The 25,580-nt window shown below is 70.3% G+C and carries 27 protein-coding genes; 17 read left to right on the top strand and 10 right to left on the bottom strand.

Annotated features, from left to right (window positions below; genetic code table 11):
• Positions 1-20: 20 nt before the first annotated feature.
• The 10 genes from ACZ45E_RS30645 to ACZ45E_RS30600 all read left to right on the top strand — a co-directional run bounded on the left by ACZ45E_RS30645 (position 21) and on the right by ACZ45E_RS30600 (position 8,446).
• Entirely contained in the window at positions 21-458 is a 438-nt protein-coding gene (locus ACZ45E_RS30645) for a hypothetical protein (protein ID WP_468226802.1), read from the top strand.
• Between the two features lie 225 nt (positions 459-683).
• Complete coding sequence (atpB, locus tag ACZ45E_RS30640; RefSeq protein ID WP_468226799.1) at positions 684-1,505, top strand: F0F1 ATP synthase subunit A; 822 nt, start codon at positions 684-686, stop codon at positions 1,503-1,505.
• Between the two features lie 83 nt (positions 1,506-1,588).
• The gene (locus ACZ45E_RS30635) at positions 1,589-1,840 is read left to right on the top strand and encodes an ATP synthase subunit c family protein (protein WP_018535366.1); all 252 of its coding nucleotides are present in this window, start codon (positions 1,589-1,591) and stop codon (positions 1,838-1,840) included.
• Positions 1,841-1,880: 40 nt separating this feature from the next.
• The gene (locus tag ACZ45E_RS30630; protein WP_468226796.1) at positions 1,881-2,435 is read left to right on the top strand and encodes a F0F1 ATP synthase subunit B; all 555 of its coding nucleotides are present in this window, start codon (positions 1,881-1,883) and stop codon (positions 2,433-2,435) included.
• The gene (locus ACZ45E_RS30625; RefSeq protein WP_468226793.1) at positions 2,432-3,253 is read left to right on the top strand and encodes a F0F1 ATP synthase subunit delta; all 822 of its coding nucleotides are present in this window, start codon (positions 2,432-2,434) and stop codon (positions 3,251-3,253) included. The genes ACZ45E_RS30630 and ACZ45E_RS30625 overlap by 4 nt, the downstream gene beginning before the upstream one ends.
• 117 nt (positions 3,254-3,370) lie before the next feature.
• Complete coding sequence (gene atpA, locus ACZ45E_RS30620) at positions 3,371-4,960, top strand: F0F1 ATP synthase subunit alpha (RefSeq protein ID WP_468226790.1); 1,590 nt, start codon at positions 3,371-3,373, stop codon at positions 4,958-4,960.
• A 21-nt stretch (positions 4,961-4,981) separates the two neighbouring features.
• Positions 4,982-5,902, top strand: coding sequence for a F0F1 ATP synthase subunit gamma (locus ACZ45E_RS30615; protein ID WP_468226787.1), 921 nt, complete (start codon positions 4,982-4,984; stop codon positions 5,900-5,902).
• A complete protein-coding gene (gene atpD, locus ACZ45E_RS30610) occupies positions 5,902-7,338 on the top strand; it encodes a F0F1 ATP synthase subunit beta (RefSeq protein WP_468226784.1) in 1,437 nt (478 codons plus the stop codon). Before ACZ45E_RS30615 ends, atpD begins: the two co-directional genes overlap by 1 nt.
• 126 nt (positions 7,339-7,464) lie before the next feature.
• On the top strand, positions 7,465-7,839 hold the full coding sequence (locus ACZ45E_RS30605; protein ID WP_468226781.1) for a F0F1 ATP synthase subunit epsilon: 375 nt from the start codon (positions 7,465-7,467) through the stop codon (positions 7,837-7,839).
• A gap of 151 nt (positions 7,840-7,990) precedes the next feature.
• On the top strand, positions 7,991-8,446 hold the full coding sequence (locus ACZ45E_RS30600) for a DUF2550 domain-containing protein (protein ID WP_468226778.1): 456 nt from the start codon (positions 7,991-7,993) through the stop codon (positions 8,444-8,446).
• 128 nt (positions 8,447-8,574) lie between these two features.
• Here ACZ45E_RS30600 and ACZ45E_RS30595 read toward each other — a convergent pair whose 3' ends face one another.
• The 3 genes from ACZ45E_RS30595 to ACZ45E_RS30585 all read right to left on the bottom strand — a co-directional run bounded on the left by ACZ45E_RS30595 (position 8,575) and on the right by ACZ45E_RS30585 (position 12,504).
• Positions 8,575-10,437 carry a glycosyl hydrolase family 18 protein gene (locus tag ACZ45E_RS30595; RefSeq protein ID WP_468226776.1) on the bottom strand — a complete coding sequence of 621 codons (1,863 nt, stop codon included), beginning with the start codon at positions 10,435-10,437 and terminating at the stop codon, positions 8,575-8,577.
• A gap of 181 nt (positions 10,438-10,618) precedes the next feature.
• Positions 10,619-11,263, bottom strand: coding sequence for a response regulator (locus ACZ45E_RS30590; protein ID WP_468226773.1), 645 nt, complete (start codon positions 11,261-11,263; stop codon positions 10,619-10,621).
• Positions 11,260-12,504: a sensor histidine kinase gene (locus tag ACZ45E_RS30585; protein WP_468226770.1), complete on the bottom strand. Its 1,245-nt coding sequence runs from the start codon at positions 12,502-12,504 to the stop codon at positions 11,260-11,262. Before ACZ45E_RS30585 ends, ACZ45E_RS30590 begins: the two co-directional genes overlap by 4 nt.
• Positions 12,505-12,666: 162 nt before the next feature.
• Here ACZ45E_RS30585 and ACZ45E_RS30580 point away from each other — a divergent pair, with 162 nt between their 5' ends.
• On the top strand, positions 12,667-13,209 hold the full coding sequence (locus tag ACZ45E_RS30580) for a hypothetical protein (protein ID WP_468226996.1): 543 nt from the start codon (positions 12,667-12,669) through the stop codon (positions 13,207-13,209).
• Here ACZ45E_RS30580 and ACZ45E_RS30575 read toward each other — a convergent pair.
• The 3 genes from ACZ45E_RS30575 to ACZ45E_RS30565 form a co-directional block, all read right to left on the bottom strand.
• Complete coding sequence (locus tag ACZ45E_RS30575) at positions 13,206-13,778, bottom strand: cob(I)yrinic acid a,c-diamide adenosyltransferase (RefSeq protein ID WP_468226767.1); 573 nt, start codon at positions 13,776-13,778, stop codon at positions 13,206-13,208. The two genes, ACZ45E_RS30580 and ACZ45E_RS30575, sit on opposite strands and share 4 nt — an antisense overlap.
• A 68-nt stretch (positions 13,779-13,846) precedes the next feature.
• A complete protein-coding gene (locus ACZ45E_RS30570) occupies positions 13,847-14,611 on the bottom strand; it encodes an ABC transporter permease (RefSeq protein WP_468226993.1) in 765 nt (254 codons plus the stop codon).
• A 5-nt stretch (positions 14,612-14,616) separates the two neighbouring features.
• On the bottom strand, positions 14,617-15,399 hold the full coding sequence (locus ACZ45E_RS30565; protein ID WP_468226764.1) for an ABC transporter ATP-binding protein: 783 nt from the start codon (positions 15,397-15,399) through the stop codon (positions 14,617-14,619).
• 82 nt (positions 15,400-15,481) lie between these two features.
• Here ACZ45E_RS30565 and ACZ45E_RS30560 point away from each other — a divergent pair, with 82 nt between their 5' ends.
• From ACZ45E_RS30560 to ACZ45E_RS30545, 4 genes are all read left to right on the top strand, one after another.
• Complete coding sequence (locus tag ACZ45E_RS30560; RefSeq protein ID WP_468226761.1) at positions 15,482-16,183, top strand: TetR/AcrR family transcriptional regulator; 702 nt, start codon at positions 15,482-15,484, stop codon at positions 16,181-16,183.
• A 157-nt stretch (positions 16,184-16,340) separates the two neighbouring features.
• On the top strand, positions 16,341-17,192 hold the full coding sequence (locus ACZ45E_RS30555; RefSeq protein ID WP_468226759.1) for a 3-hydroxyacyl-CoA dehydrogenase family protein: 852 nt from the start codon (positions 16,341-16,343) through the stop codon (positions 17,190-17,192).
• A gap of 192 nt (positions 17,193-17,384) precedes the next feature.
• On the top strand, positions 17,385-17,708 hold the full coding sequence (locus ACZ45E_RS30550; RefSeq protein ID WP_404217455.1) for an STAS domain-containing protein: 324 nt from the start codon (positions 17,385-17,387) through the stop codon (positions 17,706-17,708).
• A gap of 220 nt (positions 17,709-17,928) precedes the next feature.
• Positions 17,929-20,472 carry an ATP-binding protein gene (locus ACZ45E_RS30545; RefSeq protein WP_468226755.1) on the top strand — a complete coding sequence of 848 codons (2,544 nt, stop codon included), beginning with the start codon at positions 17,929-17,931 and terminating at the stop codon, positions 20,470-20,472.
• A 16-nt stretch (positions 20,473-20,488) separates the two neighbouring features.
• On the opposite strand, the gene nucS is transcribed toward ACZ45E_RS30545, so the two are convergent.
• Positions 20,489-21,160 (bottom strand): endonuclease NucS, encoded by a 672-nt coding sequence (gene nucS / locus ACZ45E_RS30540; protein ID WP_468226752.1) that lies wholly within the window; start codon positions 21,158-21,160, stop codon positions 20,489-20,491.
• A 295-nt stretch (positions 21,161-21,455) separates the two neighbouring features.
• Here nucS and ACZ45E_RS30535 point away from each other — a divergent pair, with 295 nt between their 5' ends.
• Entirely contained in the window at positions 21,456-21,848 is a 393-nt protein-coding gene (locus ACZ45E_RS30535; protein WP_404145172.1) for an SCO5389 family protein, read from the top strand.
• Positions 21,849-21,934: 86 nt separating this feature from the next.
• On the opposite strand, the gene ACZ45E_RS30530 is transcribed toward ACZ45E_RS30535, so the two are convergent.
• A complete protein-coding gene (locus ACZ45E_RS30530; protein WP_468226749.1) occupies positions 21,935-22,969 on the bottom strand; it encodes an LLM class flavin-dependent oxidoreductase in 1,035 nt (344 codons plus the stop codon).
• Positions 22,970-23,179: 210 nt separating this feature from the next.
• On the opposite strand from ACZ45E_RS30530, the gene ACZ45E_RS30525 reads away from it, so the two are divergent.
• Complete coding sequence (locus ACZ45E_RS30525; protein WP_468226746.1) at positions 23,180-23,509, top strand: ATP/GTP-binding protein; 330 nt, start codon at positions 23,180-23,182, stop codon at positions 23,507-23,509.
• Between the two features lie 30 nt (positions 23,510-23,539).
• On the opposite strand, the gene ACZ45E_RS30520 is transcribed toward ACZ45E_RS30525, so the two are convergent.
• Positions 23,540-24,409, bottom strand: coding sequence for an ABC transporter permease (locus ACZ45E_RS30520; protein ID WP_468226743.1), 870 nt, complete (start codon positions 24,407-24,409; stop codon positions 23,540-23,542).
• A complete protein-coding gene (locus ACZ45E_RS30515) occupies positions 24,406-25,536 on the bottom strand; it encodes an ATP-binding cassette domain-containing protein (RefSeq protein WP_468226741.1) in 1,131 nt (376 codons plus the stop codon). The genes ACZ45E_RS30520 and ACZ45E_RS30515 overlap by 4 nt, the downstream gene beginning before the upstream one ends.
• Positions 25,537-25,580: the final 44 nt, after the last annotated feature.

Below are 25,580 nucleotides of genomic sequence, written 5' to 3'. Positions count from 1 at the left end.
CAATAAGCGGAGCTGCCGCCATGCCGTCCAACGACGCACGGACCCTTCTCAAAACTGCCGTACCCACGGCTGCTGTTGGCGTGATCACCATCGTGGTCAGCGCCGCGGTCGCGGGTGGCAAGGGGGCCCTCGGTGCGCTCGTCGGGACAGTGGTCGCGCTCTTCTTCATGGGGCTCGGACTCGTGGTCCTCGAGCGGACAGCCAAGTCTCTTCCGCACCTGTTCCAGATGATGGGCCTGATGCTCTACGCGGCCCAGTTGCTGCTCATGGTCATCTTCATGGCGCTCTTCAAGGACACGACGCTCTTCAACCCGAGGGCGTTCGCGATCGCCCTCGTGGTCTCGACCCTCGCGTGGATCGCCGCGCAGACGCGCGCCCACATGAAGGCCAAGATCCTCTACGTCGAGCCCGACGCCCAGAAGGGCGACAAGCCCGAGAAGACGGGGCCGAAGCCGTGAAGCGTAGGGGCGGGATAAGCAGGGGTCCACGACCCTGCTATCGTCCGGTGCCAACTGCGGCATCGCGGGCGCGGGCATCTGAGCTGACGCCTGCTGTAGCGCGAGGCTCGATGCCCGACTGCCGCCCTCACATCCGTTTCACCAGTCCCGTGCCGAACTGCGGCCGCGCGCCGCGCCGACACAACGAGGTTGCCGTACCTATGCGCCACGCTGAAGGAGCCCGCGGTGAGTGCTGACCCGACGCAGGTGCTCGCCTTCGAGACCGACTGCCACCTTTTTGATGGGTGTGGCTTCCCGGCTCCCGGCCTGCACTCGTTCCTGTTCGAGCCCCTGTGGGGCGACGGAACCAGCAACTTGTACTTCGACAAGACGATGCTGCTGGCGCTGCTCGGCTCGGTCGTCATCATCGGCTTCTTCTGGGCCGCCTTCGCCAAGCCGAAGGTCGTCCCGGGCAAGCTCCAGATGGTCGCCGAGGCCGGTTACGACTTCGTCCGCCGAGGCATCGTCTACGAGACGATCGGCAAGCGTGAGGGCGAGAAGTACGTCCCGCTGATGGTCTCGCTGTTCTTCTTCGTGTGGATGATGAACCTCTGGTCCATCGTCCCGCTCGCCCAGTTCCCGGTGACGGCGATCATCTCGTACCCGGCGGCCCTCGCGGCCGTCGTCTACGTCCTCTGGGTCAGCCTGACCTTCAAGCGCCACGGCTTCGTCGGAGCTTTCAAGAACTTCTCCGGCTACGACAAGTCGCTGGGCGGGGTGCTCCCGCTCTCGATGACGATCGAGCTGTTCTCGAACCTGCTCGTCCGGCCGTTCACGCACACGGTCCGACTCTTCGCGAACATGTTCGCCGGCCACACCCTGCTGCTGCTCTTCACGATCGCCAGCTGGTACATGCTCAACGGCATCGGCATCGCGTACTCGGCCGTCTCGTTCGTGATGGTCATCGTCATGACCGCCTTCGAGCTGTTCATCCAGGCCGTCCAGGCCTATGTGTTCGTGCTCCTGGCCTGCAGCTTCATCCAGGGCGCGCTGGCCGAAGGCCACTGAGCCCGCACCGCACCTCGCACCACACCCCATAGACATCCGGTGGCCAACCCCCACCGGTACTTGAAAGAGAAGGAAGAACCGGCATGTCCGCTCTCGCGCAGACCCTCGCCGCTGGCGTCGAAATCAAGGGCAACCTCGGCTCGATCGGTTACGGCCTCGCGGCCATCGGCCCGGGCGTCGGCGTCGGCATCATCTTCGGTAACGGTACCCAGGCGCTCGCCCGTCAGCCCGAGGCTGCCGGTCTGATCCGCGCCAACCAGATTCTCGGCTTCGCCTTCTGTGAGGCGCTCGCCCTGATCGGTCTGGTCATGCCGTTCGTCTACCCGACCTCCTGACCATCCGTCGGACAGCACCCTTTCGACGAAAGGCAGTTAAATGAGCCCCCTGGTTCAGCTGGCGGTTGAGGAGTCCGAGAACCCCCTCATCCCGCCGATCCCAGAGCTCGTGATCGGCTTCATCGCCTTCGTCATCGTCTTCGGCTTCCTCGCCAAGAAGCTCCTCCCGAACATCAACAAGGTTCTGGAAGAGCGCCGCGAGGCCATCGAAGGCGGTATCGAAAAGGCCGAGGCCGCTCAGACCGAGGCCCAGAGCGTGCTCGAGCAGTACAAGGCTCAGCTCGCCGAGGCACGGCACGAGGCCGCGCGGCTGCGCCAGGAGGCGCAGGAGCAGGGCGCCACGCTCATCGCGGAGATGCGCGCGGAAGGCCAGCGGCAGCGTGAGGAGATCATCGCCGCCGGCCACGCCCAGATCGAGGCCGACCGCAAGGCCGCCGCTCACGCGCTGCGTCAGGACGTCGGCCAGCTGGCCACCGACCTGGCCGGCAAGCTCGTCGGCGAGTCCCTCGAGGACCACGCCCGGCAGTCGCGCACGATCGACCGCTTCCTCGACGGACTCGACGAGACCGCGACGAAGGCAGAGGCCGCTCGATGACCGTCCACGGAGCGAGCCGCGAGGCGCTCGCCGCCGCGCGCGAGCGTCTGGACGCGCTGACCGACTCCACGTCGGTCGACGCCGAGGCGCTCGCCGGCGACCTGGCCGCGGTCACCGCGCTGCTCCACCGCGAGGTGTCGCTGCGTCGGGTCCTCACCGACCCGGCGCAGCCCGGCGAGGCGAAGGCCGAGCTCGCGGGCCGGCTGCTCGGCGGCCAGGTCAGCGGCGAGGCCGTCGACCTGGTGGCCGGTCTGGTCCGCTCCCGGTGGTCGTCCTCGCGCGACCTGGTCGACTCCCTGGAGGAGCTGACCAACACCGCGGACCTGACCGCGGCGCAGAAGAGCGGCGCACTCGACGACGTCGAGGACGAGCTGTTCCGGTTCGGGCGGATCGTCAGCTCCAACACCGAACTGCGCGCCGCACTCACCGACAAGGGCGCCGCGGCCTCGGCCCGCGGAACCCTGGTCAAGGAGCTTCTCGGCGGCCGGGCCCGGCCCACCACCGAGCGTCTCGTCGAGCGTCTTGTGACCGTGCCGCGGGGACGTAGCCTGGAAGCGGGACTCGAGTCCCTCTCCAAGCTCGCCGCCGAACGCCGGGCACGCATGGTGGCGGTCGTCACCACGGCGGTCCCGCTGAGCGACCAGCAGAAGCAGCGCCTGGGCCAGTCCCTGGCGAGGCTCTACGGCCGTCAGATGCACCTGAACCTGGACGTGGACCCCTCGGTCCTCGGCGGGATCAAGGTGCAGGTGGGCGACGAGGTCATCAACGGCTCCATCGCGGACCGCATCGAGGACGCCAGCCGCCGCATGGCCGGCTGACGACCTCAACCACGTACTACCTAACGGCCCTAGTTGGGCCGTGCAGAGGATTCCTGGGGGCTGACCCCAGACCCCCCAAGAACACTTCGGGCCCAACAAGGAGAGCAGGGAACCCAGATGGCGGAGCTCACGATCCGGCCGGAGGAGATCCGGGACGCGCTGGAGAACTTTGTCCAGGCGTACAAGCCGGACGCGGCCTCGCGCGAGGAGGTCGGTACGGTCACCGTGGCCGGCGACGGCATTGCCAAGGTGGAGGGTCTTCCCTCGGCCATGGCCAACGAGCTGCTGAAGTTCGAGGACGGCACCCTGGGTCTCGCCCTCAACCTCGAGGAGCGCGAGATCGGTGCGGTCGTCCTCGGCGAGTTCAGCGGTATCGAGGAGGGCCAGCCGGTGCAGCGCACCGGTGAGGTCCTGTCCGTCGGCGTCGGCGAGGGTTACCTCGGCCGCGTCGTCGACCCGCTCGGCAGCCCGATCGACGGCCTCGGCGAGATCGAGACCAGCGGCCGACGCGCCCTTGAGCTGCAGGCCCCGGGCGTCATGGCCCGTAAGTCGGTGCACGAGCCGATGGAGACCGGCTACAAGGCCGTCGACGCGATGACCCCGATCGGCCGTGGCCAGCGTCAGCTGATCATCGGTGACCGTCAGACCGGCAAGACCGCCCTGGCCGTCGACACGATCATCAACCAGCGTGACAACTGGCGCACCGGCGACCCGTCGAAGCAGGTCCGCTGCGTCTACGTCGCCATCGGTCAGAAGGGCTCCACCATCGCCTCCGTGCGTGGTGCCCTGGAAGAGGCCGGCGCGCTGGAGTACACGACCATCGTCGCCGCTCCGGCGTCCGACCCGGCCGGCTTCAAGTACCTGGCGCCGTACACCGGTTCGGCCATCGGTCAGCAGTGGATGTACGAGGGCAAGCACGTCCTCATCATCTTCGACGACCTCTCGAAGCAGGCCGACGCCTACCGCGCCGTGTCCCTGCTGCTCCGCCGCCCGCCGGGGCGCGAGGCCTACCCGGGTGACGTCTTCTACCTGCACTCCCGTCTCCTCGAGCGCTGCGCGAAGCTCTCGGACGAGCTGGGCGCCGGTTCGATGACGGGTCTGCCGATCGTCGAGACGAAGGCGAATGACGTCTCGGCGTTCATTCCGACCAACGTCATCTCCATCACCGACGGTCAGTGCTTCCTGGAGTCGGACCTGTTCAACGCCGGTCAGCGCCCCGCGCTGAACGTCGGTATCTCCGTCTCCCGAGTCGGTGGTTCCGCGCAGCACAAGGCGATGAAGCAGGTCTCCGGCCGTCTCCGTCTCGACCTGGCCCAGTACCGCGAGCTGGAGGCGTTCGCCGCCTTCGGTTCCGACCTGGACGCCGCGTCGAAGTCGCAGCTGGAGCGCGGTCAGCGCCTGGTCGAGCTGCTGAAGCAGGCTCAGTACCAGCCGATGGCCACCGAGGACCAGGTCGTCTCCGTCTGGGCCGGCACCACCGGCAAGATGGACGATGTTCCGGTCGCCGACGTCCGTCGCTTCGAGAAGGAGCTCCTGGAGTACCTGCACCGCAAGGAGCAGGGCCTCATGACCTCCATCAAGGAGGGCGGCAAGATGTCGGACGACACCCTGCAGGCCGTCGGCGATGCCATCGCGGAGTTCAAGAAGCAGTTCGAGACCTCGGACGGGAAGCTTCTCGGCGAGGACGCTCCGGCCACCGCCAAGTGACGTAAGGAAGGGACCTGACTCATGGGAGCCCAGCTCCGGGTCTACAAGCGTCGCATCCGATCCGTCACCGCGACCAAGAAGATCACCAAGGCGATGGAGATGATCGCCGCCTCGCGCGTCGTCAAGGCGCAGCGCAAGGTGGCGGCCTCCACGCCGTACGCGACCGAGCTCACGCGCGCGGTCACGGCGGTGGGGACCGGGTCGACCACCAAGCACCCGCTGACGACCGAGGCCGAGACGGCGACCCGTGCCGCGGTTCTGCTCCTCACGAGCGACCGCGGCCTGGCCGGCGCCTTCAACTCGAACGCGATCAAGGCCGCCGAGAAGCTGACGGCGCGCCTGGAGGCCGAGGGCAAGGAGGTCGACACGTACATCGTCGGCCGCCGTGGTCTGGCCCACTACAACTTCCGCGAGCGCAAGGTCGCGGAGTCGTGGTCGGGCTTCACCGACGAGCCCACGTACGCGGACGCCAAGAAGGTCGCGGGTCCGCTGATCGAGGCCATCGAGAAGGAGACGGCGGAGGGCGGCGTGGATGAACTCCACATCGTCTACACCGAGTTCGTCTCGATGATGACGCAGACCGCGGTCGGCAGCCGACTGCTGCCGCTCAGCCTCGAAGAGGTGGCGGAGGAGACGGCGCCCAAGGGCGACGAGATCCTTCCGCTGTACGACTTCGAGCCGTCGGCGGAGGACGTCCTCGACGCCCTGCTGCCCCGTTACGTCGAGAGCCGTATCTACAACGCGCTGCTCCAGTCGGCTGCCTCCAAGCACGCCGCCACCCGCCGCGCGATGAAGTCGGCGACCGACAACGCGGGAGAGCTGATCAACACGCTCTCCCGACTTGCCAACGCGGCCCGCCAGGCCGAAATCACCCAGGAAATCAGCGAGATCGTCGGTGGCGCCAGCGCCCTGGCCGACGCGACCGCGGGGAGTGACAAGTAATGACGACCACTGTTGAGACCGCGACGGCCACGGGCCGCGTCGCCCGGGTCATCGGCCCGGTCGTCGACGTGGAGTTCCCCGTCGACGCGATGCCGGACATCTACAACGCCCTGCACGTCGAGGTGAACGACCCGGCCGAGGACGGCAAGAGGAAGACCCTGACGCTCGAGGTCGCCCAGCACCTCGGTGACGGCCTGGTCCGCGCCATCTCCATGCAGCCCACCGACGGTCTGGTCCGCCAGGCCGCGGTGACCGACACGGGTGCCTCCATCAGCGTCCCCGTCGGTGACTTCACCAAGGGCAAGGTGTTCAACACCCTCGGCGAGGTCCTGAACGTCGACGAGCAGTACACGGGCGAGCGCTGGGGCATCCACCGCAAGGCTCCGAACTTCGACGAGCTCGAGTCGAAGACCGAGATGTTCGAGACCGGCGTCAAGGTCATCGACCTCCTCACCCCGTACGTCAAGGGTGGAAAGATCGGTCTGTTCGGTGGTGCCGGGGTCGGCAAGACGGTGCTCATCCAGGAGATGATCTACCGCGTCGCCAACAACCACGACGGTGTCTCCGTCTTCGCCGGTGTCGGTGAGCGCACCCGTGAGGGCAACGACCTCATCGAGGAGATGGCCGAGTCCGGCGTCATCGACAAGACCGCGCTGGTCTTCGGTCAGATGGACGAGCCGCCGGGCACCCGTCTGCGCGTGGCCCTCGCGGGTCTGACCATGGCGGAGTACTTCCGCGATGTGCAGAAGCAGGACGTGCTGTTCTTCATCGACAACATCTTCCGCTTCACGCAGGCCGGTTCCGAGGTCTCGACCCTTCTGGGCCGTATGCCCTCGGCCGTGGGTTACCAGCCGAACCTGGCCGACGAGATGGGTCTCCTCCAGGAGCGCATCACGTCGACCCGTGGTCACTCGATCACGTCCATGCAGGCCATCTACGTGCCCGCGGACGACCTGACCGACCCGGCCCCGGCGACGACCTTCGCCCACCTCGACGCGACGACGGTGCTTTCCCGTCCGATCTCCGAGAAGGGCATCTACCCGGCCGTGGACCCGCTGGACTCCACGTCCCGCATCCTGGACCCGCGCTACATCACGGCGGAGCACTACAACACCGCCATGCGCGTCAAGACGGTGCTGCAGAAGTACAAGGATCTCCAGGACATCATCGCGATCCTCGGTATCGACGAGCTCGGCGAGGAGGACAAGCTCACTGTCCACCGCGCCCGTCGTGTCGAGCGCTTCCTGTCCCAGAACACCCACGTCGCCAAGCAGTTCACCGGCGTCGACGGGTCGGACGTGCCGCTGGACGAGTCGATCACGGCCTTCAACGCGATCATCGACGGCGACTACGACCACTTCCCGGAGCAGGCGTTCTTCCTGTGCGGTGGCATCGAGGACCTCAAGGCCAACGCCAAGGAGCTCGGCGTCTCCTGAAGTCGCTGACATCACGTCTTGACTTCACGACGGGGGGCGGGTGCCCCGCTCCCCGTCGTACGCCCACTAGACTTTGACCAACACCCGGCAGCGAGCGTTGCCGGGTGGTGACCCGAGGAGCCCACCTTGGCTGCTGAGCTGCACGTCGAGCTCGTCGCCGCGGACCGCAGTGTCTGGTCCGGCGAGGCCACCCTGGTCGTCGCACGTACCACGTCCGGCGACATCGGCGTCATGCCCGGTCACCAGCCGCTGCTCGGTGTGCTGGAGTCGGGCCCGGTGACGATCCGTACGAGCGAGGGCGGAACGGTCGTGGCAGCGGTCCACGGCGGTTTCATCTCGTTCGCGGACAACAAGCTGTCGCTGCTGGCCGAGATCGCCGAGCTGTCGGACGAGATCGATGTCCAGCGGGCGGAGCGGGCGCTGGAGCGCGCTCAGTCGGACGCCGACGCGTCCGCCGAGCGTCGTGCCGACGTCCGACTGCGGGCGGTGGCGGCGCGCTGATCCCAGCGAGCCCGTAGACCCGACTCAGCCGCGGCCCAGGCCGGAGAGAAGACCTCTCCGGACCGGGTCGCGGCTGAGGCGATCTACAACTGTTTTTGCTTTTCCGTTATCTGGCGTTTGGATCTGTCGAGAAGCGAGGAGGTCGGTGCAGATGGTCCTCGTTCTCGTGCTGTGCGTAGTCGCGGTCGTCGTACTCGTACTGCTGGGGCTCTTTGTCTTCGGACTGCGGCGCCGGCTGATCCAGCGCTCGGGCGGCACGTTCGACTGCTCGCTGCGGTGGGACGCGCCCGGTCCTGACGCCCTGGACACCGCGGGCAAGGGCTGGGGTTACGGCATCGCCCGCTACAACGGTGACCGGATCGAGTGGTTCCGCGTCTTCTCCTACGCGCCGCGCCCCAAGCGCACCCTCGAACGCGCGGCCATCGAGGTCACCGGCCGGCGTGCCCCGGAGGGCGAGGAGGAGCTGGCGTTGCTCTCGGACGCCATCGTCCTCGCCTGTTCGCATCGGGGGACCCGGCTCGAACTCGCGATGAGCGAGGACGCGCTGACCGGGTTCCTGGCGTGGCTGGAGGCGGCGCCGCCCGGCCAGCGGGTGAACGTGGCGTAGATGAACAGAGCCCCTCCGGCGATTGAGGAGCGGGGTCCGGGGCGGAGCCCCGTGGCGTGAGCATGGAAGAAGCCGAGCAGGTGGGGGGCGTTCCCACCGGCCCGGCTTCAGTCTTGAGGGGCTGGGGCCTACTTCAGGCCCGAGTCGATCGCGGTGACCAGTTCACCGTTGGACGTGTCGCCGGAGAACTCCCAGAAGAACGCGCCGCCCAGACCCTGCGCCTTGGCCCAGCTCATCTTCGAGGTGATCGTCGCCGGGGTGTCGTAGGACCACCAGTCCGAGCCGCAGAACGCGTAGGCCGTGCCGGCCACCGTGCCGTTCGACGGGCACTTCGTCTTCAGGACCTTGTAGTCCTCGATGCCCTGCTCGTACGTGCCGGCCGCCGGGCCCGTCGCCGTGCCGCCCGGCTCCTTCTGGGTGACGCCGGTCCAGCCGCGCCCGTAGAAGCCGATGCCGAGCAGCAGCTTGGCCGCGGGCACGCCCTGGGCCTTCAGCTTGGCGATGGCGTCCGCGGAGGTGAAGCCCTGCTGCGGGATGCCCGTGTACGAGGTGAGCGGGGAGTGCGGGGCCGTCGGGCCCTTGGCCTCCCACGCGCCGAAGAAGTCGTAGGTCATGACGTTGTACCAGTCGAGGGACTGGGCCGCGCCCGCGTAGTCGGTCTTCTCGATCTTGCCGCCCGCCGAGCCGTCGGCGGTGATCGCGGCGGTGACCAGGTTGCTCGCGCCGAACTTGGCGCGCAGGGCCGAGGTGAGCCCCTTCAGCGCGGCGGGCCCGGAGGTGTCGCAGGTCAGGCCGCAGGCGTTCGGGTACTCCCAGTCGATGTCGATGCCGTCGAAGACATCGGCCCAGCGCGGGTCCTCGATCAGGTTGTAGCAGGACTCGGCGAACGCGGCCGGGTTCTTCGCGGCCTCCGTGAACCCGCCGGACCAGGTCCAGCCGCCGAAGGACCAGAGGATCTTGAGGTTCGGGTGCTTGGCCTTCAGCTGGCGGAGCTGGTTGAAGGCGCCGCGCAGCGGCTGGTCCCAGGTATCGGCCTGGCCGGAGACGGAGTTGGCGGCGGTGTAGGCCATGTCCGTGTCGGCGTAGGAGTCGCCCATGGTGCACTTGCCGCCCTGGACGTTGCCGAAGGCGTAGTTGATGTGCGTGACCTTCGCGGCCGAGCCGGAGGTCTCCAGGTTCTTCGGGTAGTACTGGCGGCCGTAGACGCCCCAGTCCGTGAAGTAACCGAGCTTGACCTTGTTGCCGCCGCCGGGGTTGCCCGGGTCGGTGCCGCCGCCAGTGGTGTGGACCTTCACGGCGCCGGAGACCGGTCCTGTCTGGTCGGCGGTGTCGCGGGCCTGGACCGTGTACGAGTAGTCGGTGCCCGCGGTGAGGCCGGTGTTGGTGTACGAGGTGCCGGTCACCGTGGCGACCTTGGCGCCGTCGCGCAGGACGTCGTAGTTCTTGACGCCCTTGTCGTCGGTCGCCGCCGGCCAGGAGAGCTTGACCGAGGTGTCGGTGATGGCGGAGGCGGTCGGGGTGCCGGGTGCGGAGGGGGCCGCGTCGCCGGGCACGTCGCCGCCGTCACAGGAGGCACCGTTGATCTTGCACCCGGTGGGGGCGCCGGTGCCGGAGCCGTTGAACCCGAACGAGATCGAGGCGCCGGGGGCGAGCGTCCCGTTCCAGGAGAGGTTCTTGCCGGTCCAGTGGTTCGCGGAGTTGGTGACGGTGGCGTCCCAGGCCGAGGTCACCTTCGTACCGGTGGGGTAGTCCCACTCGACGGCCCACGAACTGATGCTCGCCGTACCGGAGTTCTTGATCGTCCACTTGCCCTCGAAGCCGCTGCCCCAGTCCTGGGTCTTGGCGTACGTGGCCGTGACGGCGGTGGCCTCGGCGGCGGCCTGGGACGGGGTGGCGAGGGCGACCAGCGCGGCCGCGGGCAGCAGCAGCGTGGTCAGTGCCGCGGTGGTGCGGTGCCGAAGTCTTGGTCGGGATACGTCACTTGAGCGCATGGAGTGCTCCTCGGGTGTTCCTGGGTTCGCTTGACGGGGGACGGAACCCTGCGACGCCCGTGAGCACCGGAGTGGGGGGATGTGCTCACCGCAGTGCGGCGAGAATAGAAAGGTCTGGACCATCGGTCAAGGTCTAAACCAATTACGGCTTTCGGCCGACCTCCCCGACGGCCCTCATCCGCTACAGCCCCAACTCCTGTGCCAGCACCGCCGCTTGCACCCGGCTGCGCAGCTCCAGCTTGCCCAGCAACCGGCTGACGTGCGTCTTCACGGTGGCCTCCGCCATGTCGAGGCGGACCGCGATCTCCGCGTTGGACAGCCCCTCGCCGAGCCGGCCGAGCACTTCCCGCTCGCGCCGCGTCAGAGTCTCCAGCCGCGGGGGAGCGGGACGGGGCCGGGAGCGGTCCGCACCGGCCGCGAACTCCGTGATCAGGCGGCGCGTCACGGCGGGCGCGATCAGCCCCTCGCCGCGCGCGACCGTCCGTACGCCCTCGATCAGATCCCTCGCCTCGGTGTTCTTCAGGAGGAACCCGGACGCTCCGGCCCGCAGCGCGCCGAAGACGTACTCGTCGAGATCGAACGTGGTCAGGACGAGGACGTCCGCGAGCCCCTCGGCGACCACCGCCCGGGTGGCCGAAACACCGTCGAGGCGCGGCATCTGCACGTCCATGAGCACCAGGTCGGGCCGTAGTTCGCGGGCCCGTTCCACGGCCTGTTCGCCGTCCGCCGCCTCGCCGACGACCTCGATGTCGGGGGCGCTGTCGAGAATCAGGACGAGACCGGCCCGTACGGCGGACTGGTCCTCGGCGACGAGCACTCGGATCACGCGGGCTCTCCTTCGGGTGCGGGGGTTTCCAGGGGCAGGGTGGCGAGGACCCGCCAGACCTTGTCGCTCGCGGCGCCTCCCGGGCGGGCGCCGGGGCCGGCTGTCTTGGGGCGGGCTGTCTCGGGGCCGGCTGTTTCCGGGCCGGCCCCGAACGTGCCGCCGAGCAGCGCCGTACGCTCGCGCATGCCGACCAGTCCGGCGCCCGAGCCGGGCGCGCGGGGCCCGTCGCGATCCCCGTACGGGCTGCTCACGCAGACCTCGATCCGTTCGTCCGTGCGCTCGACGGTGACGGTGACGATGCCCGTCGAGGCGTGCTTGAGCGCATTCGTCAGGGACTCCTGGACGATGCGGTAGGCCGCCAGTTCGACGGGTGCGGGCAGGCCGTCGGTGGTGCCGGTCAGGGTGAGGGTGACGTCGAGACCGTTCGCCCGGGACTGCTCCACCAGCGCGGCCAGGCCGTCCAGGGTGGGCGCGGCGACCGGTTCGATGTCGCCGCTGGAGTCCCGCAGGATGCCGATGAGCCGGCGCATCTCGGCGAGCCCGTCGACGCTGTTCTCGCGGATCGTCTCCAGGGCGGTGCGAGTGGTGGCCGGCTCGTCGATGGAGAGCGCGGCCGTGGAGTGGATGGCGATGGCCGACAGGTGGTTCGCCACCATGTCGTGCAGCTCGCGGGCCATCCGCGCGCGCTCCGCCGTCACGGCCTGCGCCCGGTCCATCTCGGCCAGCAGCGCGGTCTGTTCGGCCCGCAGGCGCTCCTCGGCGGCCCGGTCGCGATGGTTGCGGACGAGGACGCCCGTCGCCGCGGGACCGAAGGAGACGAGCCCGGCCATCACGCCCACCAGGATCGCCTCCGGCTGCCGCCACCAGGCCAGGAATCCGAGCGTGGTGGCGACCGTGACCAGGCCGGTGGAGACCGGCAGCCGCCGGGCCGCGGCCGGGGTCCCGTAGAGCACGCCCGCGTACATGACGTCCGTGAACATCAGCACCGTCGCCAAGTTGCCCCGGGTGAACTGGTCGGCGACCAGGACGAGCGTGCCCGCCACCACGGCGAACCGCGGCCGGGTGCGGCGCAGCAGCTCCAGGGCGGACATCGCGACGAGCGGGATCAGCAGCCACGCGCCGTCGAGCGGCCGCCCGGTGTTCATGCCGAGCCCGATGCCCCACAGCGCGAGACCCCCCAGCAGACCCACCGCGGCGATCCGGGCGTCGTCACGGTGCGGGCGGGGCGGCAGCAGCTGCATGGGTCCATCCAACACGTACGGCACGGGGCCTGGCATGGTGCCGCGGGACGAAGCGGGCCGGGCGCCCGCTACATCGAAGGATGCAGCCGCACTTCGTCACTGACGACGATGATCACAGGGCTTCCGGCGGCGACGCTGGAGGCAGACGGAGAGGGGTCCACCGTGATCGTCACGCTGATCGTCATCTGCGAGGTCGGCTTCTGGGTGCTGCTGGCCGCCGGCCTCGCCCTGCGCTACTGGGCGAAGATGCCGCGGGCGAGCGTCGCGGTGCTGCTGTGCGAGCCGCTCCTCGAAGTACTCCTGCTCGTCGCCACGGCCATCGACCTGAAGAACGGCGCGGAACCCGACTGGAAGCACGGCCTGGCCGCCGTCTACATCGGCTACTCCCTCGCGCTCGGCCACTCCACGGTCAAGTGGGCCGACGTCCGCGTCGCCCACCGCTTCGCGGGCGGACCTCCCCCCTCGACCCCCCGGTACGGGATGCCCCGCGCGCTCCACGAGTGGCGCGTCGCGGGGCTGTGGATCCTCGCCTCGCTCATCGCCATCGGGCTGTTGCAGGGGGCGATCTGGTACGTCGAGGGGGACGGGGCGACCGGTTCCCTGGAGGCGTGGCAGCAGAAGATGGTGTTCGTGATCGCCCTCAACGTGATCATCGCGCTGAGCTACACGGTGTTCCCGAAGAAGGCGCCGGCGGGATCTTCCTAACGCTCCCCGCCCGGCACCCACAGCACGTCCCCGACCTCCTTGTTGGCCGTCCGCGCCAGGATGAACAGGAGGTCGGAGAGGCGGTTGAGGTAGGTGGCCGTCAGCGGGTTCATCGTCTCGCCGTGCGCCTCCAGCGCCGCCCACGTGGAACGCTCCGCGCGGCGTACCACCGTGCACGCCTGGTGCAGCAGCGCCGCGCCCGCCGTGCCGCCCGGCAGGATGAAGGACCGCAGCTTCTCCAGCTCCGCGTTGTAGCGGTCGCAGTCCGCCTCCAGCTTGTCGACGTAGAACTGCTCCACGCGCAGCGGCGGGTACGCGGGGTTCTCCACGACCGGCGTCGACAGGTCGGCGCCGACGTCGAAGAGGTCGTTCTGGACGCGCGTGAGCACCTTGACGACCTCCTCGTCGAGGCCGCCGAGCGCGATGGCGGTGCCGAGGACCGCGTTGGCCTCGTTGGTGTCCGCGTACGCCGAGATCCGCAGATCGGTCTTGGCGGTGCGGCTCATGTCGCCGAGGGCCGTGGTGCCCTTGTCTCCGGTACGGGTGTAGATGCGCGTCAGATTGACCATGCGGCCAGCGTAGTTACTCCCGCCCGTCACGTACCGCCACCCTTGTGCGAAGCCCCCCGGGGCCGCCCCTATGCCCCGGCCGTGCGGAAGACACGTGTGCCCACCGTCACGGCGAGCGCGGTGAAGGCGAGCGCGGCCAGGGCCCCGTACAGCATGTGCGCCGTCGCGTACTGGCCGACGTACGCGTCCCGCATCGCGTCCACCAGATAGCGGACCGGCATCACGTGCGAGAGCGCGTCGAGCCAGCCGGGTGCGAGCGCCATCGGCAGCATCAGGCCGGACAGCAGCATCGACGGCATGGTGACCGCGTTGACGACGGGCCCGAACTCCTGCGGGGTGCGGACCTTGAAGGCGAGCGCGTACGACAGTGAGGCGACCGAGACCGTCAGGAGCGCCACGAAGCCGAAGCCGATCAGCACCCCGGCGAGCGGCGCCCGCAACCCCATCACCAGCGCGGCGAGCACCAGCAGGACCGCCTGGAAGAGGAAGAGCGCGGTGTCCCGCAGGACCCGGCCGAGCAGCAGTGCGAGCCGGTTGACCGGGGTGACGCTCATCCGTTCCACGACGCCGTGGTTCTTCTCCAGGATGATCCCGAAGCCGCAGAACGCGGCGCCGAACAGGGCGAGTTGGAGCAGCAGGCCCGGGACGAGGACCTGCCAGGAGCTGCCCGCCGCGCTCAACGGCAGGTCGGTCAGGAGTGGCCCGAAGAACAGCAGGTACAGCAGCGGCGTGAGGATGCCGAAGAGCATCTGGAACCGGGACGAGAGGGTCTGCCGGGCGTACCGCCCGAAGATCAGCGAGGTGTCCGAGGCGAGGCCGGCGAGGTGGGTCATCGTGCTCACACCGCCACCGGGGTCGGGTCCACGGGCGCGGATCCGCGTCCGGTGATCGCCAGGAAGGTGTCCTGGAGCGTCGCGTCGATCGATCCGCCGTGCGCCAGCTTGAGGGCGCTCGGGGTGCCATCGGCGGCCACGACCCCCTTGTCGACCACGACGATGCGGTCCGCGAGCGCGTCGGCCTCGTCGAGATAGTGCGTGGTGAGGAAGACGGTCGTGCCGTGGTCGTCGCGCAGCCCGCGCACGAGCGCCCACAGATCGGCGCGGCTGCCGGGGTCGAGCCCGGTCGTCGGTTCGTCGAGGAACAGCACCTTCGGGCGGTGCGTGAGCCCGAGGGCGATGTCGAGGCGGCGCCGCTGGCCGCCGGAGAGCGCAGCGGTCCTGCGGTCCAGCAGCCCGTCGAGGCCGAGGTCCGCCGCCAACTCCTCGGCACGGGCCAGGGCCTGGGGCTTCGTCAGGCGGTAGAGGCGGCCCTGGGTGAGCAGCTCCTCGCGTACGGAGATGTGCGGGTCGACGCCGCCGGACTGGGCCACGTAACCGACCGCGCGCCGCACCCCGGCCGGGTCGGTGGCCAGGTCGTGCCCCGCCACGGTGGCCGCGCCGCCGGTCGGCGGCAACAGGGTCGTGAGCATCCGCAGGGTCGTGGTCTTGCCCGCGCCGTTCGGGCCGAGGAAGCCGAGGATCTCGCCGGGCTCGACGCGCAGGTCGATGCCGCGAACGGCCTCCACCGGGCCCTGTTTCGTCTGGAAGGTCCGGGCGAGGCCGGACGCGCTGATGACTGCCATGCCCGAAAGAAAAACAGAGTCACTGAAATTTTGCAATGCCACCAAAGTTTCAGGAAGGCCATCGACTGTCTAGGATCGGACCATGGCAAAGGGACAGACCGAGCAGCAGGCCGAGGAGCGGGCCGAGGGGCGGACGGCGGCCCGCACGGAAGGGCTCAGGGAGCGGAAGAAGCGGCAGACCAGGCAGTACATCTCGGACGTGGCGACCGGGCTCTTCCTGGAGCGGGGCTTCGACGCGGTGACCGTCGCGGAGATCGCGGACGCCGCGGACGTCTCCGTGAACACCGTCTACAACTACTTCCCGGCCAAGGAGGACCTGTTCCTCGACCGCTCCAAGGGCGTCGTGGACCGGATGTCCCGCTGGGTGCGCGGCCGCGGCCCGGGCGAGTCCGCCGCCGCCGCCGTGCTGCGGGAGCTGCGCGAGGAGATCGAGGCCGTCTCGCCGCGTGTCGGCCTGATGGACGGCTACAGCGACTTCATGCGCGTCGTGCACGGCGCCCCGGCGCTCCGCTCCCGCCTGTGGGCCATCCAGCAGGAGGTCCACGACAACCTCACCGAGACGCTCCGCGAGGAGACCGGCGCCGCCGGCGACGACCCGCTGCCCGACCTGATCGCCGGTCAGATCGGCTGGGCCCACCAGACCGTCATGGCGACCATCGGACGCCGCATGCTGGCGGGCGGCACACCGGCCGGGGTCTCCCGCGAGATGCTCGGCGTACTCGACGACATCGAGGAGCTGCTGAGCGAGAAGGTGCTCAACTACGGCGTGCGCGACGCCTCATGACGGCGGGCGGGTCCGCACCGGTGTGATGTCCGTCATTCGAGACGTGACGCGCATCTCTTAGCGGTCACACGGCCCCTCACGGACGCTAGGGTCCGCAAAAGAGCAATGTGAACAGCGGTCGCGCGGTACGTCGGTACGCGGTGAGAGGGAGTCGCACGTGTCAGGGAAGCTCGCCGTCATCGGAGCCGGTCTCATGGGATCCGGCATCGCCCAGGTCTCCGCCCAGGCGGGCTGGGACGTCGTCCTGCGCGACGTCACCGACGAAGCCCTCACCCGCGGCACCGACGGCATAAAGGCGTCGTACGACAAGTTCGTGAGCAAGGGCAGGCTGACCGCCGAGGACGCCGAGGCCGCGCTCGCCCGCATCACCACGACCACCGAGCTCGACGCGGTCGCCGACGCCGACATCGTCGTCGAGGCCGTCTTCGAGAAGCTCGAGGTCAAGCACGAGATCTTCCGCGCACTCGACAAGATCGTGCGCGCCGACACCGTGCTCGCCTCGAACACCTCCGCCATCCCGATCACCAAGATCGCGGCGGTGACCGAGCACCCCGAGCGCGTCGTCGGGGCGCACTTCTTCTCGCCGGTCCCGATGATGCAGCTCTGCGAACTCGTGCGCGGCTACAAGACGAGCGACGAAACCCTCGCCACCACGCGGGAGTTCGCCGAGTCCGTCGGCAAGACCTGCATCGTCGTCAACCGCGACGTGGCCGGTTTCGTGACCACCCGCCTCATCTCCGCCCTCGTGGTCGAGGCCGCGAAGCTGTACGAGTCGGGCGTCGCCACCGCCGAGGACATCGACACCGCCTGCAAGCTCGGCTTCGGTCACGCCATGGGACCGCTGGCCACCGCCGACCTCACGGGCGTCGACATCCTGCTGCACGCCACCGGCAACATCTACACCGAGTCCCAGGACGAGAAGTTCGCGCCGCCCGAGCTGATGCGCCGGATGGTTGACGCTGGTGACATCGGGCGCAAGAGCGGGCAGGGCTTCTACAAGCACGCCTGAGGCGGGCTCTGACGCGATGTCACCCGTCGGGGTGAATTCGGTATCGGTTCGCTTACAGACGGCAACTTCTGGCCCCCCGGTCCAGTCAGTTGCAGTGACATACCCAGATCACCTGGATCACCTGACCTTCGAACAATCAGCTGAGCGATCACCTCAGTAACCAAGTCCTTCTGCCTTTCACGGGGAGCGCATATGCACATCAGGGGCGACCACGCCGAGCTGGTCGTCGGGGGCCGCCTCGACGTCCGCAGCGCGGCGGACGCCCGTACGGTCCTGCACACCGCCGTCGACACCGGCCTCGGCGACCTCGTGCTCGACCTGTCCGAACTCGACTCGTGGGACGCGACCGGACTCGGCGTCATCATGGGCGCCCACCGGCGCGCCGGACGCTGCGGGCGCCGGCTCGTGCTGCGCGGGGTGCCGCCCCAGATGCAGCGCCTGCTGGTCGCGACCCGGCTGCACCGCATCCTGGCCATCGAAGGCGGCATCGGCGTCGAGTCGCTGCCCCGGGTATGAACCAATCATTCCTGGGGGAAGTGCCCACAATCCTCACGAGACTGTGACGTCTCGGACGGCACGGGACCCCGGCTGTTCGTAGATACTGACCCAAGGTCTAGGGTTCGGTCGCCCGCGGAATGACGAACCCGCCACGCGGGCACCGGACCAGAAGCGACAGCGCAGTGTGCACAGGCCGGGAGGGGCAAGCGGCGCACCACGCTTTTGGGGGGCTTTGACCATGGACCCGATGAACCGGGGACCGGAAGATTTCAGCCAGGACCGGCGCGAGGACATGTCCGCCGGCGGCGGCCGCCAGCGTCCGCCCCGTGATCCGCTGACACCCGACTTCGGCCAGCCGTCGCCCGCGCACGCACGCACCGTGCGGCTCGTCTCCGGCGACTACCTGCTGACCGTCAACCCCGTCGACGGCAGCGAGATCGAAGCCTGCCCGCCGGGGGAGCGCCCCGGCAGACCCGTCAAGTACGACGCCACGGAGCGCGCCGAGCTCGCGCGCGCCGCCCAGCCGCCGCTGCCGCCCGGGCCCACGCTGCCCCGGCTGCCGCTCCTGGAGCGCGAGGAGGAGCGCGAGCGGCTCGTCCGGCTCCTCGCGCGCGGCCGTTCCGTCCGCCTCACCGGCCCGTCCGGCGCCGGGCGCACCGCGCTGCTCGACCAGATCGCCGAGGACTGCTCCGAGATCGCGCCCGACGGCGTCGTCCGCCTGTCCGGACACCGGCGCACGGCCGGCGACCTGCTCAACGATCTGTTCGCCGCCGTGTACGACGCTCCTCTGTACCGCCCCGACCGCGCCCTGCTGCTCGAACTCGTCCACGAGATCGGCGCCGTCGTCGTCCTCGACGACCTCGAATTCGGCGGAGCCGCGCTCGAGGAACTCCTCGACGCGACGCCCGAATGCGCGTTCCTGCTGTCGGCGACGCCCGGGACCGCCGCCCCGTCCGTCGCCTGCCAGGTGGAAGAGGTCGTCCTCGGCGGCCTCGGCCGCGGCAGCAGCCTGGAGCTGCTGGAGCGTGCCGTCGGCCGCGTCCTCACCGACGAGGAGGCGCAGTGGGCCGGCGACCTCTGGTTCGAGTCCGAGGGGCTGCCGCTGCGGTTCGCGCAGGCGGGCGCCCTGCTGCGGCAGCGCGACCTGCTCCGCGCCGGCCTGGGCGCGTTCGACGCGTTCGGCTCCTACGAAGGGACGGACGCCGCACCGGTCGACGCGCCCTTCGACGCCGAGGACGGCCCTGACGTACCGCTGCCCTCGCTCGCCGACGGAGCCGCGCCCGCCGCGCTGCTCGCCTCCCGGCTGAGCGAATCGGCCCGCGCCACCCTGCGGTTCGCCGTCGCGCTCGGCGGTGAACTCCCGCACCAGGCGCACCTGCCCGCGCTCGTCGGGGACACCCACGCCGACGCGGCCCTCGCCGAGTTGGTCTCCTGCGCGCTCGTCACCCCCGTCGGCGGCCACTACCGCCTCGCGTCCGGGGTGCAGGTGCAGCTGGAGGCCGCGGGGTACGGCGACGACACCGTCGAGCTCGCCCGCGCCGCCGCCCGGCACTACGCCTGGTGGGCCGGGCACCCGTCCGTCGGACCCGAGCGGGTCGCCGCCGAGTCCGACGCCGTGCTCGCCGCGCTCTCCGTCCTCGTACCGGTGACGACGCAGCCCACGGAGGAGGAGCCGAGCGCCTCCGTCGAGCTGGCCCGCGCGGCGGCGCCCGCGTTCGCCGCGGGGCTCGCCTGGAGCGCCTGGGAGCGGGCCCTGCGCTCCGGCCAGGAGGCGGCCAGGCTCGCCGGTGACGTACCCGAAGAGGCGTACTTCCTCCACGAGTTGGGCGTTCTCGCGCTGCTCGGCGGCCACCTGGACCGGGCCCGCGCCGAGCTGGAGGCCTCCATCGGCCTGCGCGGCGTCCTCGCCGACAAGCGGGGCACGATCGCGGGACGCCGGGCCCTCGCGCTCGTCGCGGACCGCTCGGGCGGCGCGCTGCCCGGCGGGCGGACACCCGCGGGGGAGGAAGTCCCGGACGCGATGTACGAGGAGTCGGCGTCGCCGCCCGGCGGCGTCCCGGCCGCGTTCGCGCTGCCCGAGCCGCCCCGCGAACCGGACACGGTGGTGACCCGCCGGGCGGCGCCCGTACCCGCCCCCACGGTCGTCGGCGGCGCCGCGCCCACGCGGAAGTCGATCATCAGGGGCACCCGGCGCAATCTGGTCGCGGCCGGGGCCGGCGCGCTGCTCGTGGCCGTGCTGGGCACGGTCGTGACGCTCGGCGCCACGTCCGACAACGACGACCCGTCCTCCGACAAGGTGGGCACGAACCCGTCGGCGACGGCGGGGGAGAGGGACGGGGGTCCTGGCGCCGACAAGGCCGAGCCGGGTGGCACCGGCGGCGGCGCCGGTGGCGGCGGTGCACCGACGCCGACCGATCCCGGCGCGGACGGGGTCCCGGGCACCTCGGACGACCCGACGCCGTCGGCCGGCGCGGGCGGGCCGTCGGACGGACCGAGCGGTTCCAGGACGCCGGACGACCCGACGAAGTCGCCGGACAAGCCGACCTCCGAGCCGCCGACCAGCAAGCCGCCCACGTCGAAGCCGCCGACCAGCAAGCCGCCGACATCGAAGCCGCCGGTGACCCCCGAGCCGCCGGAGACGTCCGCGCCGCCGGTCACCCCGCCGGTGACCCCGCCGGGCACGTCCGACTCGGCCGGCAGCCCGATGAGCAGCGCGCCGGTGAGCAGCAGCGCGGTCGGCTCACCGAGCGCGAGCGGGTCCGGCGGCGGCGCCGTGATGTAGAAAGCGCCCGGAGGGGTCAGAACAGGCGGAGTTTGTCGTCCTCGATGCCGCGCATGGCGTTGTAGTCGAGGACGGCGCAGCCGATGCCCCGGTCCGTCGCGAGGACCCGCGCCTGCGGCTTGATCTCCTGGGCGGCGAAGATGCCGCGGACCGGCGCCAGGTGCGGGTCACGGTTCAGCAGTTCGAGGTAGCGGGTGAGCTGCTCGACCCCGTCGATCTCCCCGCGGCGCTTGATCTCGACGGCGACGGTCTGCCCGTCGGCGTCGCGGCAGAGGATGTCGACCGGGCCGATCGCCGTCATGTACTCGCGGCGGATCAGCGTGTAGCCCTCGCCGAGCGTGTCGATGCGGTCGGCGAGCAGCTCCTGGAGGTGTGCTTCCACGCCGTCCTTGATGAGGCCAGGATCGACGCCCAGCTCGTGCGAGGAGTCGTGCAGGATCTCCTCCATCGTGATGATGAGTTTCTCGCCCGCTTTGTTGATGACGGTCCAGGTGCCGGCCTCGTCCCCGGTGCCCTCCTTCAGGGTGCACGGGGGCGACATCCAGTTGAGGGGCTTGTAGGCCCGGTCGTCCGCGTGGATGGAGACGCTGCCGTCCGCCTTCACGAGGATCAGGCGGGGGGCGAGAGGGAGATGGGCGGTGAGCCTGCCCGCGTAATCCACGGAGCAGCGGGCGATGACAAGACGCATGGTCGGCAACGCTACTCGACGCTCACCGGTCCACGCGATTCGCCCACCTGTCTCCGGTCGACGCCCCGTGGGAGCCTGGAGGAGGCACCCCTTTGATCCTGGAACTCACCTGTTCGTCATTGGCCGGTTGTGTGCGAACCGTGCGCTCCACGCCCTGTTGCCGCCCGGGCGCGTTGCTTACCGTAGAAGCAGGAGGTCGCGGCGCGTGCACGCTGCGTGTTCAAGGGTCGTACGTCCGTGGGCTCCTGGTCTGTCCGTCAACCCCCGCTCCCCTGGGGGTCCGAGAGGAGAACCCATGTCGCTCGACGTCTCACCGGCACTGTTGGAACAGGCCGAGCGAGGCGAGGTCGACGAAGCGGAATTCGTCGACTGCGTCCGGACCTCCCTGCCGTATGCGTGGGAGATGGTCAGCTCCCTGGTGGCCCAGCTGAAGGTGGACGGCGGAGAGTTCGCCGACAACCAGACGCCGCCGCCGGACGAGCAGGCACGTGGGCAGCTGCTGCGTGCGCTCGCGAGTGACGCGATACGGGGCGCGCTCCAGCGCCACTTCGGTGTACGGCTCGCGTTCCAGAACTGCCACCGGGTCGCGGTGTTCCCGCAGGACCCGTCGGTGGACGAGACGCTGGCCCGCTTCACCTCGGTCCGCAACCAGCTGCTCAACCAGTCACCCGAATTCCGTGACTGCTGACGGCTGAACCGGAATGCCTGCCGTCCCGTACGCGGGAGGTGCATCAGTACGGGACGACAGGCAGGGTGGGTCAGGACCCGTCAGGATCAGCCGAGTTGCGGGAGCACCTCGGCGCCGAGCCGCCGCACGTTCTCCTCGGTCGACGCGAGGTCGCCCGAGCCCTCGACGAGGAGCGCGAAGCGGCTGATGCCGGTCCGCTCGGCCGTGGCCGCGAGCCGGTCCGCGCAGGACCGCGGCGTGCCGACCGGGTGGAGAGCGCAGAGCAGCTCCGTGTACGCGAGGGGGTCCCGCATCGCCCGGGCCCGCCCGTCCACCGTCACATGGGCGTCCAGGCCCTGCTTCAGCCAGCCCGGCATCGCCTTCAGGAGCGCCTCCCTGGCCTCCGCGCGCCGGTCCCCGATCTGGGCGACACCGGCGGAGACGTGCGCCGCCGAGGCTGTCTCGGCGGACGGGCGACCGGCCTCGCGCGCGCAGCGCCGCCACAGGCCGACCATGGCGGCCTTCTCCTCGTCGCCGATGTGCATGCCGAGGAGCATCGGCAGACCGCGCTCCGCGGCGAGCCGCACGCTCTTCGGCGACGTACAGGCGACGACGACCTCGGGGCCCGCCGGGTCCGTCTCGCCGATCGCCTCCGCGGGGCGCGGCACGACCGGCACCTCACGGAAGGCGAACCGCTCGTCGTCGCTCCCCACCCGGGTCTCGCGCAGCCAGCGCAGCAGCAGGTCGAGGGAGCCCGGAAAGCCTTGCTCGTACGCTTCGACGCCCGCGCCGAAGACCTCCAGGTCCACCCAGGGCCCGCCGCGTCCGACACCCAGCGAGAACCGCCCGTCCGAGGTGAGGTGCAGCAGCGCCGCCTGCTCGCCCAGGGCCACCGGATGCGCCGTCGGCAGGACGCTCACCGCCGTGCCGATCCGCAGGGTGCTGGTGCGGCCGAGCAGCAGCGCGGCCAGCGTGATCGCCGACGGGCACGTCCCGTACGGCACGAAGTGGTGCTCGGCGAGCCAGGCCGAGTCCAGCCCCGCCTCCTCGGCGACCTCGGCCGACCGCACCGCCCGGTGCAGCGCCTCCCCCTGCCCCTGACCCGGGAACTGGGCCGCCAGTACAAATGTTCCTACGCGCATCGCACTCCTGCCTTCCTTGGCGCCGACGCGGGCACTCCCCCTGAAGGCATTAACGGGTGACAAGTGCCAAGGGCACGGCTGGGCATGCAGATTGGCAGATTTTCCGGAGAACCTCGCCGGGCACGTGGGGGCGGTGACGGGCGTGTACCCCGGCCCCCTCGGCGTACGCTGGACGGGAACCCCCTCCCCGTACACACCGTGAGGTGAGCCGTGTCCCCGCGTCGCAACCGCCCCAAGGCGGGCGGACCGTCCGCAGGCAGCAGCGAGGAGGAGGGGCGGCGCTACGGCGGGTTCCAGTCCACCGAGAGCTGGCAGGGCGAGGAGTGGAGCGTGCGCCACGTGGCGGGCGCGAGCGCGGCGGGCAAGACGTACCGCTGCCCGGGCTGCGACCAGGGGATCCCCTCCGGTATCGCCCACGTCGTGGCCTGGCCGGAGTACGGCGGGGTGGACGACCGGCGGCACTGGCACAAGGCGTGCTGGAACGCGAGGGACCGCCGCACCACGAGGGTGCAGCGGTCCCGGAGCGCGCCGCGGTACTGAGAGCCTGTCTTCGAGCCCTGTCGGCGCTCCCTACACGTCGCGGCTGTTGAGCGTGAGGAAGGCGCCGCCGAGCGCCACCGCCGCGGCTACAGCCATGATCCACAGCGGGTCCCAGCCGGACGGGCCCGAGCCGCCGGCCACCGAGGTGTCGTAGAGCACGGCGAGCTGGCTGGGGATCGAGTACTCGAAGAGGGCCTGCTGGAGGTCCTGCAGCGACTCCGAGAACATGAACATCGCCAGCACGAGCGGGAGCAGCACGATGCCGATCATGATGGTGATGGCGCCCGCCGAGTGCCGCACCAGCGTGCCGACCGCGAGCCCGACCAGGCCGAGCAGCGCGACGAACAGGCCGACGCCGACGGTCGCCTTGAACCACTGCGCACCGGTGGGCGAGCCGGCGCCCAGGATGCCCAGTTGCACCGCGGCCACCAGCACCGCGAGCACCGTGGTCAGCACGAAGACCAGCGCGAAGAAGACGATGGCCTTGGCGGCGAGCACCCGGCTGCGGCTGGAGCAGGCCGTCATCGTCGTGCGGATCATGCCGGTGCCGTACTCCGACGCGATGGTCAGGACGCCGAGCGTGATCACGCAGATGGTGCTGAGGAGCACCCCGAAGAAGCCGAAGCTGAGCACCTCGTCGGGGCGGGGCTGCTCGGTGTCGGAGGCGGCGACGATCGCCGCGGAGGCCAGCCCGATGCCGACCATCAGCAGGATCATCACGCCGAGCGTCCACATCGTGGAGCGCACGGAGCGGATCTTCGTCCACTCCGAGGCCAGCGCGTCGCCGAGGTGGGCCCGGCGCACCGGGATCGGTGAGGCGTACCCGCCCGCGGACGCCGACAGGCCGGGCATCGCCGGGGGCTGCTGCGGGGCGGCGTAGGGCGTGGGCGGCGTACTCATCGGGCGTCCTTGTCCATGGTCGGGGCGGTAGCGGGCGGCTGTGGCGGCGGGGGCGCCGCCGCGTACGGGTTCTGCGCCGGGGCCTGCGCGGGCTGCGCGTGCGGCGGCGGCGGCGCGTACCAGCCCGGCTGGCCCTGCCCGGCGACCGGCAGCTGCTGCGGCGGCAGCACGCCGGGCGGCAGCGGCTGCTGGAAGCCCGTCAGCTGGTCGGTGGTCGAGCGGTAGTCGACGGCGCCCTGCGTCATCCGCATGTACGCCTCCTCGAGCGAGGCCTGGTGCGGCGAGAGCTCCCACAGCCGTACGTCCGCCTCGTGCGCCAGATCGCTGATGCGCGGCAGCGGCAGGCCCGTGACCCGCAGCCCGCCGTCCTGCTCGGGCATCACCTGGCCGCCGGCCTCGGTCAGCGCGGCGGTCAGCTTCTCGCGCTGCTGCGGCTCCGGGTCGGGCGTGCGGACCCGGGCGAAGCCGGCCGAGTTGTGCGAGATGAAGTCCTTGACGCTCATGTCGGCGAGCAGCTGCCCGCGCCCGATGACGATGAGGTGCTCCGCGGTCAGCGCCATCTCGCTCATCAGGTGGGAGGAGACGAAGACGGTGCGGCCCTCGGCGGCCAGCGACTTCATCAGGTTCCTGACCCAGAGGATGCCCTCGGGGTCCAGGCCGTTGACCGGCTCGTCGAAGAGCAGCACCTGGGGGTCGCCGAGGAGCGCGGCGGCGATGCCGAGCCGCTGTCCCATACCGAGCGAGAAGCCGTTCGACCGCCGCTTGGCGACGTCCTGGAGGCCCACGACACCGAGCACCTCGTCGACGCGGCGGGCCGGGATGCCGGCCAGCTGTGCCAGGCACAGCAGGTGGTTGCGGGCGGCCCGGCCGCCGTGCATCGCCTTCGCGTCGAGCAGGGCGCCGACCTGGCGCGGCGCGTTGGGCAGCTCCTTGTACGCGTAGCCACCGATGGTCACGTGACCTGAGGTGGGCCCGTCGAGGCCGAGGATCATGCGCATCGTCGTCGACTTGCCCGAACCGTTGGGCCCGAGGAAGCCGGTGACGGTCCCCGGCCGTACCTGGAAGGAAAGGTTGTACACGGCTGTCTTGGCGCCGTAGCGCTTCGTCAGGCCGACTGCCTCGATCATTCACCGCACCCATCGGAAGGTTCTGAAAGGTTCAGGACGTCGTG

Source organism: Streptomyces sp. NPDC030991, assembly GCF_055571235.1.
This window is presented reverse-complemented; position numbering and strand designations above follow the sequence as displayed.

Excerpts from the sequence above, each read along its gene's own strand:
- ACZ45E_RS30645 (WP_468226802.1), top strand. The coding sequence starts at position 21 with ATGCCGTCCAACGACGCACGGACCCTTCTCAAAACTGCCGTACCCACG.
- ACZ45E_RS30635 (WP_018535366.1), top strand. The coding sequence starts at position 1,589 with ATGTCCGCTCTCGCGCAGACCCTCGCCGCTGGCGTCGAAATCAAGGGC.
- ACZ45E_RS30630 (WP_468226796.1), top strand. The coding sequence starts at position 1,881 with ATGAGCCCCCTGGTTCAGCTGGCGGTTGAGGAGTCCGAGAACCCCCTC.
- ACZ45E_RS30625 (WP_468226793.1), top strand. The coding sequence starts at position 2,432 with ATGACCGTCCACGGAGCGAGCCGCGAGGCGCTCGCCGCCGCGCGCGAG.
- atpA (WP_468226790.1), top strand. The coding sequence starts at position 3,371 with ATGGCGGAGCTCACGATCCGGCCGGAGGAGATCCGGGACGCGCTGGAG.
- ACZ45E_RS30615 (WP_468226787.1), top strand. The coding sequence starts at position 4,982 with ATGGGAGCCCAGCTCCGGGTCTACAAGCGTCGCATCCGATCCGTCACC.
- atpD (WP_468226784.1), top strand. The coding sequence starts at position 5,902 with ATGACGACCACTGTTGAGACCGCGACGGCCACGGGCCGCGTCGCCCGG.
- ACZ45E_RS30600 (WP_468226778.1), top strand. The coding sequence starts at position 7,991 with ATGGTCCTCGTTCTCGTGCTGTGCGTAGTCGCGGTCGTCGTACTCGTA.
- ACZ45E_RS30595 (WP_468226776.1), bottom strand. The coding sequence starts at position 10,437 with ATGCGCTCAAGTGACGTATCCCGACCAAGACTTCGGCACCGCACCACC.
- ACZ45E_RS30585 (WP_468226770.1), bottom strand. The coding sequence starts at position 12,504 with ATGCAGCTGCTGCCGCCCCGCCCGCACCGTGACGACGCCCGGATCGCC.
- ACZ45E_RS30575 (WP_468226767.1), bottom strand. The coding sequence starts at position 13,778 with ATGGTCAATCTGACGCGCATCTACACCCGTACCGGAGACAAGGGCACC.
- ACZ45E_RS30570 (WP_468226993.1), bottom strand. The coding sequence starts at position 14,611 with ATGACCCACCTCGCCGGCCTCGCCTCGGACACCTCGCTGATCTTCGGG.
- ACZ45E_RS30565 (WP_468226764.1), bottom strand. The coding sequence starts at position 15,399 with ATGGCAGTCATCAGCGCGTCCGGCCTCGCCCGGACCTTCCAGACGAAA.
- ACZ45E_RS30560 (WP_468226761.1), top strand. The coding sequence starts at position 15,482 with ATGGCAAAGGGACAGACCGAGCAGCAGGCCGAGGAGCGGGCCGAGGGG.
- ACZ45E_RS30550 (WP_404217455.1), top strand. The coding sequence starts at position 17,385 with ATGCACATCAGGGGCGACCACGCCGAGCTGGTCGTCGGGGGCCGCCTC.
- ACZ45E_RS30545 (WP_468226755.1), top strand. The coding sequence starts at position 17,929 with ATGGACCCGATGAACCGGGGACCGGAAGATTTCAGCCAGGACCGGCGC.
- nucS (WP_468226752.1), bottom strand. The coding sequence starts at position 21,160 with ATGCGTCTTGTCATCGCCCGCTGCTCCGTGGATTACGCGGGCAGGCTC.
- ACZ45E_RS30535 (WP_404145172.1), top strand. The coding sequence starts at position 21,456 with ATGTCGCTCGACGTCTCACCGGCACTGTTGGAACAGGCCGAGCGAGGC.
- ACZ45E_RS30530 (WP_468226749.1), bottom strand. The coding sequence starts at position 22,969 with ATGCGCGTAGGAACATTTGTACTGGCGGCCCAGTTCCCGGGTCAGGGG.
- ACZ45E_RS30520 (WP_468226743.1), bottom strand. The coding sequence starts at position 24,409 with ATGAGTACGCCGCCCACGCCCTACGCCGCCCCGCAGCAGCCCCCGGCG.
- ACZ45E_RS30515 (WP_468226741.1), bottom strand. The coding sequence starts at position 25,536 with ATGATCGAGGCAGTCGGCCTGACGAAGCGCTACGGCGCCAAGACAGCC.